The organism is Geobacillus sp. ZGt-1, from assembly GCF_001026865.1.
Lineage (GTDB): Bacteria > Bacillota > Bacilli > Bacillales > Anoxybacillaceae > Geobacillus > Geobacillus thermoleovorans.
The window spans coordinates 145975-151022 of the sequence record NZ_LDPD01000028.1 but is presented as its reverse complement, the minus strand read 5'-3'; the positions used below and the strand labels follow the sequence as shown (position 1 = coordinate 151022).

The following is a 5048-nucleotide window of genomic DNA, read 5'->3' as shown; positions in this document are numbered from 1 at the left end:
AGTGATGTGCTTATGGATTTAGCCGTCTTGGAAATTGACGCGAAGCATGTGAAAAAAGTCGCCCAGTTCGGCAACTCCGATACGGTGAAGCCAGGCGAGCCAGTCATTGCCATCGGCAACCCGCTCGGTTTGCAGTTTGCCGGCTCGGTGACACAAGGCATTATTTCCGGAACGAACCGGACGGTCGAAGTCGATTTGGACCAAGACGGCGCTCCAGACTGGAACGCAGAAGTATTGCAGACAGATGCGGCGATCAACCCGGGCAACAGCGGCGGCGCTCTTGTCAATATCAAAGGGCAAGTCATCGGCATCAACTCGATGAAAATCGCCCAAGAGGCGGTTGAAGGCATCGGGTTCGCGATCCCGATCAACACGGCCATTCCGATCATTTCGGACTTGGAAAAATACGGACAAGTGCGCCGTCCGTACATGGGCGTTGAACTTCGCTCGCTGAGCGACATCCCATCGTACCATTTGCAGGCGACGCTCCATTTGCCGCCGAACGTAACGGAAGGAGCGGCGGTCATTCAAGTCGTGCCGATGTCGCCGGCCGCACAGGCGGGNNNNAAACAGTTTGATGTCATCGTGGCGCTTGACGGCGAAAAAATCCGCAACGTGCTTGATTTGCGCAAATATTTGTATACGAAAAAATCGATCGGCGACCGGATGGAAGTCACGTTTTATCGTGATGGGAAAAAACGCACGGTCACGATGAAGCTGGCGCGTGAGTCGTATTAAACGAATGGAGGGAGCGAAAACGCTCCTTCTTTTTTCCACAAGGAGAGGGGCGAGAATGATGATATTCACATGTGAAGAACATGTCGACATCGCTATTGATCAATATGTAGATGAAACGGAACAGGCGCCGGATCTCCTGCCTGTGGACAACAGCGAAAAACAGTGCTATTTTTGCTCGAAACAAGCTGTATATGTCGTAGGAGGATAACAGTTTTTTCACAACATGTGGATATGTGTTGTGTATATGTGGATAAATCTTGTTGATAAGCTGTTTATAAGGCAGGGGTTGTTTGTGCATATTTCCATTGTCGCTGTGGGTAAATTGAAGGAAAAATATTTAATCGCTGGAATTAATGAATATACAAAGCGTCTGTCCGCATACGCCAAAATCGACATCATCGAAGTCGCTGATGAAAAAACGTCGGAGCGGGCGAGCGAACTTGAGGAGGAACAAATCAAAGAGCGCGAGGGAGGACGGCTGCTGGCGAAAATTCCGCATGACGCTCACGTCATCGCGCTCGCGATTGAAGGGAAGATGCAATCGTCCGAGCAATTCGCCGCCCGTCTCGATGAGCTCGCCACCTACGGCAAAAGCAAAGTGGTGTTCGTCATCGGCGGCTCGCTTGGCTTAAGCAAACAAGTGATGGCGCGCGCCGATGAGACGCTGTCGTTTTCGAAAATGACGTTTCCACACCAGCTGATGCGCCTCATTTTGCTCGAGCAAATTTACCGCGCATTTCGCATTAACCGCGGGGAACCGTATCATAAGTAAATGGGGTTTTTCCATTTCTTAGTTTCATGATGGGATGAAGACGTTCTATCGCAGATTTATCCATTACGGTTGAATATGGGGGATAAAGTATGAGACATTTGATTCAAATAGCCGTTGCCGCCAATGCAGCACAACGGCTATCCTTCATCAATCACCGTTTGTGTAATGATGAAGCGGTCTCATTATTTTATGGAAATCTTTTTCAATTAAGGAATTTTTAGGTTATTCACTCAAGGGGCGCCGCATTGGTTTGACAGATCGCGAATCTTGATTAAGGTGTTATGCCAAATGACGTTTAGGGAAATATAGCAGGAAAAGAGGGTTGCGCTAAGGAAAAGTCAGGGGAGAGCCGCCTAATTTATGCAACTCCCCCGCATTGGGCTGATACTTTATTTTTGCCGCTTTCTTTCGAACGGAGCAATAAATGGTCGGCATAAATGTACGCTTTTTCAATTGACATCGTTCCTTCTGCTTGACAAAAGTAAAGACCGAACGACGACGTATAGGCAATGGGACGTTTTGCCGCCATATAATCGACCAACACAGTGCTATGGCGCACTGCTTCTCGAATCTCCTCGACAAGCCGGACGCTCTCTTCAAATGTGCGATTACGCAAAAACATCGTAAATTCTTCACCGCCGCTGCGGAACAAAAAATCGCCCTCTTTGAGAAACTGTTTCAAGGTTGAGGCGAAATGGCGGATCACCTCGTCGCCGACGGCATGGTTATACGTGTCGTTGATCGTTTTAAAATTGTCGATATCGGCGACGACGACGCCAATCCATTCACCGGATCCGTTTAGCTTGGCGATCGTTTGATCCATGTAGGCGCGGTTATGGATGCCGGTCAAAAAGTCGGTGTAGGCCATTTTTTCGAAGTGGTCGCGTTCTAGTTTATGCTGGATGCTTTGCGATTTGGAAAAGAACGAGCGGCTGACGAAGTAATTCAGCAAAAATAAGCTCAAAAGCATATCCCACCGCTGTTCTTGCAAAAAGAGAAATAACAGACCGTTTGTCAGCGCCGTTTTTCCCATGTCCATCCAGCTTCTCGTCTTAATAAAATCCAACGCCTCGCGCTGTGTCTGAATGTCGCCGGTTATATAAAAAATGATGATCAGGCAACAGTCAGTCAAAAAGGAAACGACGATGACGAGCAGGAATAAAAGCAGCCAGAAGCCAATGAACGGAATAGACTGAAACAGCGGACCAAGGAGATTGTATAAGGCAAACGCGAGCGAATTGAACGTCACAAACGAGCCGATGTTGCACAATGTGTGCAGCCATTCATCGGGTTCCGCTGTTTTCAAATATTTTTTTGCTATATGTTCAGTCAAGCGAAACAACGCTTCAAAGATAAACAGCCCGAACGGGCCGGCAAATAAGGCGAACGATAAACTATAGTTAATGCCGTAATCAACGGGAATATTGTTTTTCGTTTTGTCTATGACGCGCAAGTGTGAATACAAGCTGGAAAACAGCCAATAAAACAGCAAAGCGATGACATAGGTGCGATCGAAGGAAGGCGGTTCTGACACAAAAACAACAACAATGGATGCGGAAAAAACAGCAAAAATCATCGGTCGTGCTCGGAGTAACATCACAGCTCTCTCTCCTATAAATCTGACCTCTGACAACTTCGGCGTTGATGAAGTGATTCCAAAAAAAAGAAAAGGAAGGCTGCTCACATGCCAGTGGCTTTCAGCAAAAATACGGATTANAGCCGGCGATGGCGAACGGTGAATTTGGAAACCGTCTTTTTTATAGAATCAAGATGTTCCCAATTGGAACAAACGAACATATGGTTACATCTATTATAGTACTATATACACAATTGTGAAAATAGACGAAATGGCATTGTTTTTCGCCTTTTTTCCACAAAATTTGACACATATTGAGTGAAAGTTGGTTCCAATCGATGCCGGTTCTTTCGTGAACTATACAGCTGGATCGTGCTTATTTCGCTGAATGAAAAGGGAAGCAGATAAAGCATAGGTGGTTCTTCCAGTACAGCTAGCGCGATTGCGGCGTTGTCGGCGACGGAAAGGCCGGAAATATCATATCGCCGAATCCGAATACGATTGCGGCGGCTGAGGTGTTTGGCGCTTCTCTTTTCCCGCTTATGACGGCTACGAGCAGCCATGGCTTGTTCGTGGCGTAAGTATGTTGGCGATTTGTTTGCGCTCAAAGGAAGCAGCGCTTCGGTTGGCGAACAACTTATAGTGGAGGCTATTGTCATCGTTTGTGCCAAGACAGCCGTTTCCGATGACTTTTCGTTTTCAAGGTTTGGATGGAGACAAAAGAGGAGGGAAAAAGAATGAAAATCGTTATTGCCCCTGATTCATTTAAAGAAAGCCTTTCTGCGCTCGAAGTCGCCGAGGCGGTCGAGCGTGGGTTTCGCACGGTGTTTCCGGAGGGGGAATACGTTAAGGTGCCGATGGCCGACGGCGGGGAAGGGACGGTGCGGTCGCTCGTTGATGCGACCGGCGGCCGCATCGTCGAAACGGAAGTGACCGGGCCGCTCGGCGAGCCGGTGCGGGCGTTTTTTGGTTTGCTTGGCGATGGGAAGACGGCGGTGATTGAGATGGCCGCCGCCTCAGGGCTGCACCTTGTCCCGCGCGACCGGCGCAACCCATTGGTGACGACGACGCGAGGGACAGGGGAGTTGATCCTTGCAGCGCTGGATGCCGGCGCCACCCACCTCATCATCGGCATTGGCGGCAGCGCGACGAACGACGGTGGGGCCGGCATGGTGCAGGCGCTCGGGGGAAGGCTTTTGGACGAAGACGGCTGCGACATCGGTCCGGGCGGCGGCGCGCTGGCCGATTTGCATGCGATTGACCTTTCCGGTCTCGACCCGCGTCTTGGGGGAGTCCGCATTGACGTGGCGTGCGACGTCGACAACCCGCTTACCGGTCCGAACGGAGCGTCGGCCATTTTCGGTCCGCAAAAGGGGGCGACACCGGACATGGTCGCCGTTCTCGACCGGAATTTGGCGCATTACGCAGATGTCATCCGACGCGATCTCGGCAAACAAGTCGGCGACATCCCGGGAGCGGGTGCGGCCGGCGGGTTGGGGGCGGGACTGCTCGCGTTTCTCCCGGCCGAGCTAAAGCGCGGCGTAGAGATTGTGATCGAGACGGTTCAGCTCGCGGAGCGCGTCAAAGACGCTGACTTGGTCATCACCGGCGAAGGGCGGATTGACGGACAGACGGTGTTCGGCAAAACGCCGATCGGCGTCGCCAAGACAGCGAAACAGTTCGGCGTCCCCGTCATCGGCATCGCCGCGCTGTTTACGATCGTGCCCGGCGTCGTGCCGCTTGAAAAAGCGTTGGAGCAGGCAGAACATTATGTGACACAAACGGCGCGGCATATTGCGTCCGTATACCGTCTTGGCCAAATAGGAAAACAATTCTTCCGTTAATATTTTCGACAAAAGAAGGGGCTGATCCAAAAAGGCGACGCCCCTTAAATGGAACACCATTCGGTCATTTTGTTTCTATGTACAACAGTAATGAGAACGGGTGTCCCAAAAGGATCAG

General features: G+C 50.5%; 5 protein-coding genes and 1 pseudogene. 5 read left to right on the top strand and 1 reads right to left on the bottom strand.

Annotated features, from left to right (window positions below; translation table 11 throughout):
* The 4 genes and pseudogenes from VU18_RS20820 to rlmH form a co-directional block, all read left to right on the top strand.
* Window positions 1-563: pseudogene (locus tag VU18_RS20820) on the top strand (S1C family serine protease); the annotation flags it as partial.
* Between the two features lie 4 nt (window positions 564-567).
* On the top strand, window positions 568-738 hold a 171-nt coding region (locus VU18_RS20815), incomplete at its 5' end, for a PDZ domain-containing protein (protein WP_236687434.1).
* Between the two features lie 55 nt (window positions 739-793).
* Window positions 794-946 (top strand): CxxH/CxxC protein, encoded by a 153-nt coding sequence (locus VU18_RS17645; RefSeq protein WP_011232932.1) that lies wholly within the window; start codon window positions 794-796, stop codon window positions 944-946.
* A gap of 84 nt (window positions 947-1030) precedes the next feature.
* On the top strand, window positions 1031-1510 hold the full coding sequence (rlmH, locus tag VU18_RS15125) for a 23S rRNA (pseudouridine(1915)-N(3))-methyltransferase RlmH (protein WP_021321295.1): 480 nt from the start codon (window positions 1031-1033) through the stop codon (window positions 1508-1510).
* A 358-nt stretch (window positions 1511-1868) separates the two neighbouring features.
* Here the strand turns inward: rlmH and VU18_RS15120 are convergent, their stop codons facing one another.
* The gene (locus VU18_RS15120; RefSeq protein WP_031205532.1) at window positions 1869-3107 is read right to left on the bottom strand and encodes a GGDEF domain-containing protein; all 1239 of its coding nucleotides are present in this window, start codon (window positions 3105-3107) and stop codon (window positions 1869-1871) included.
* 716 nt (window positions 3108-3823) lie between these two features.
* Here VU18_RS15120 and VU18_RS15115 point away from each other — a divergent pair.
* Window positions 3824-4930 carry a glycerate kinase gene (locus tag VU18_RS15115; RefSeq protein WP_047758395.1) on the top strand — a complete coding sequence of 369 codons (1107 nt, stop codon included), beginning with the start codon at window positions 3824-3826 and terminating at the stop codon, window positions 4928-4930.
* Window positions 4931-5048 lie beyond the last annotated feature (118 nt).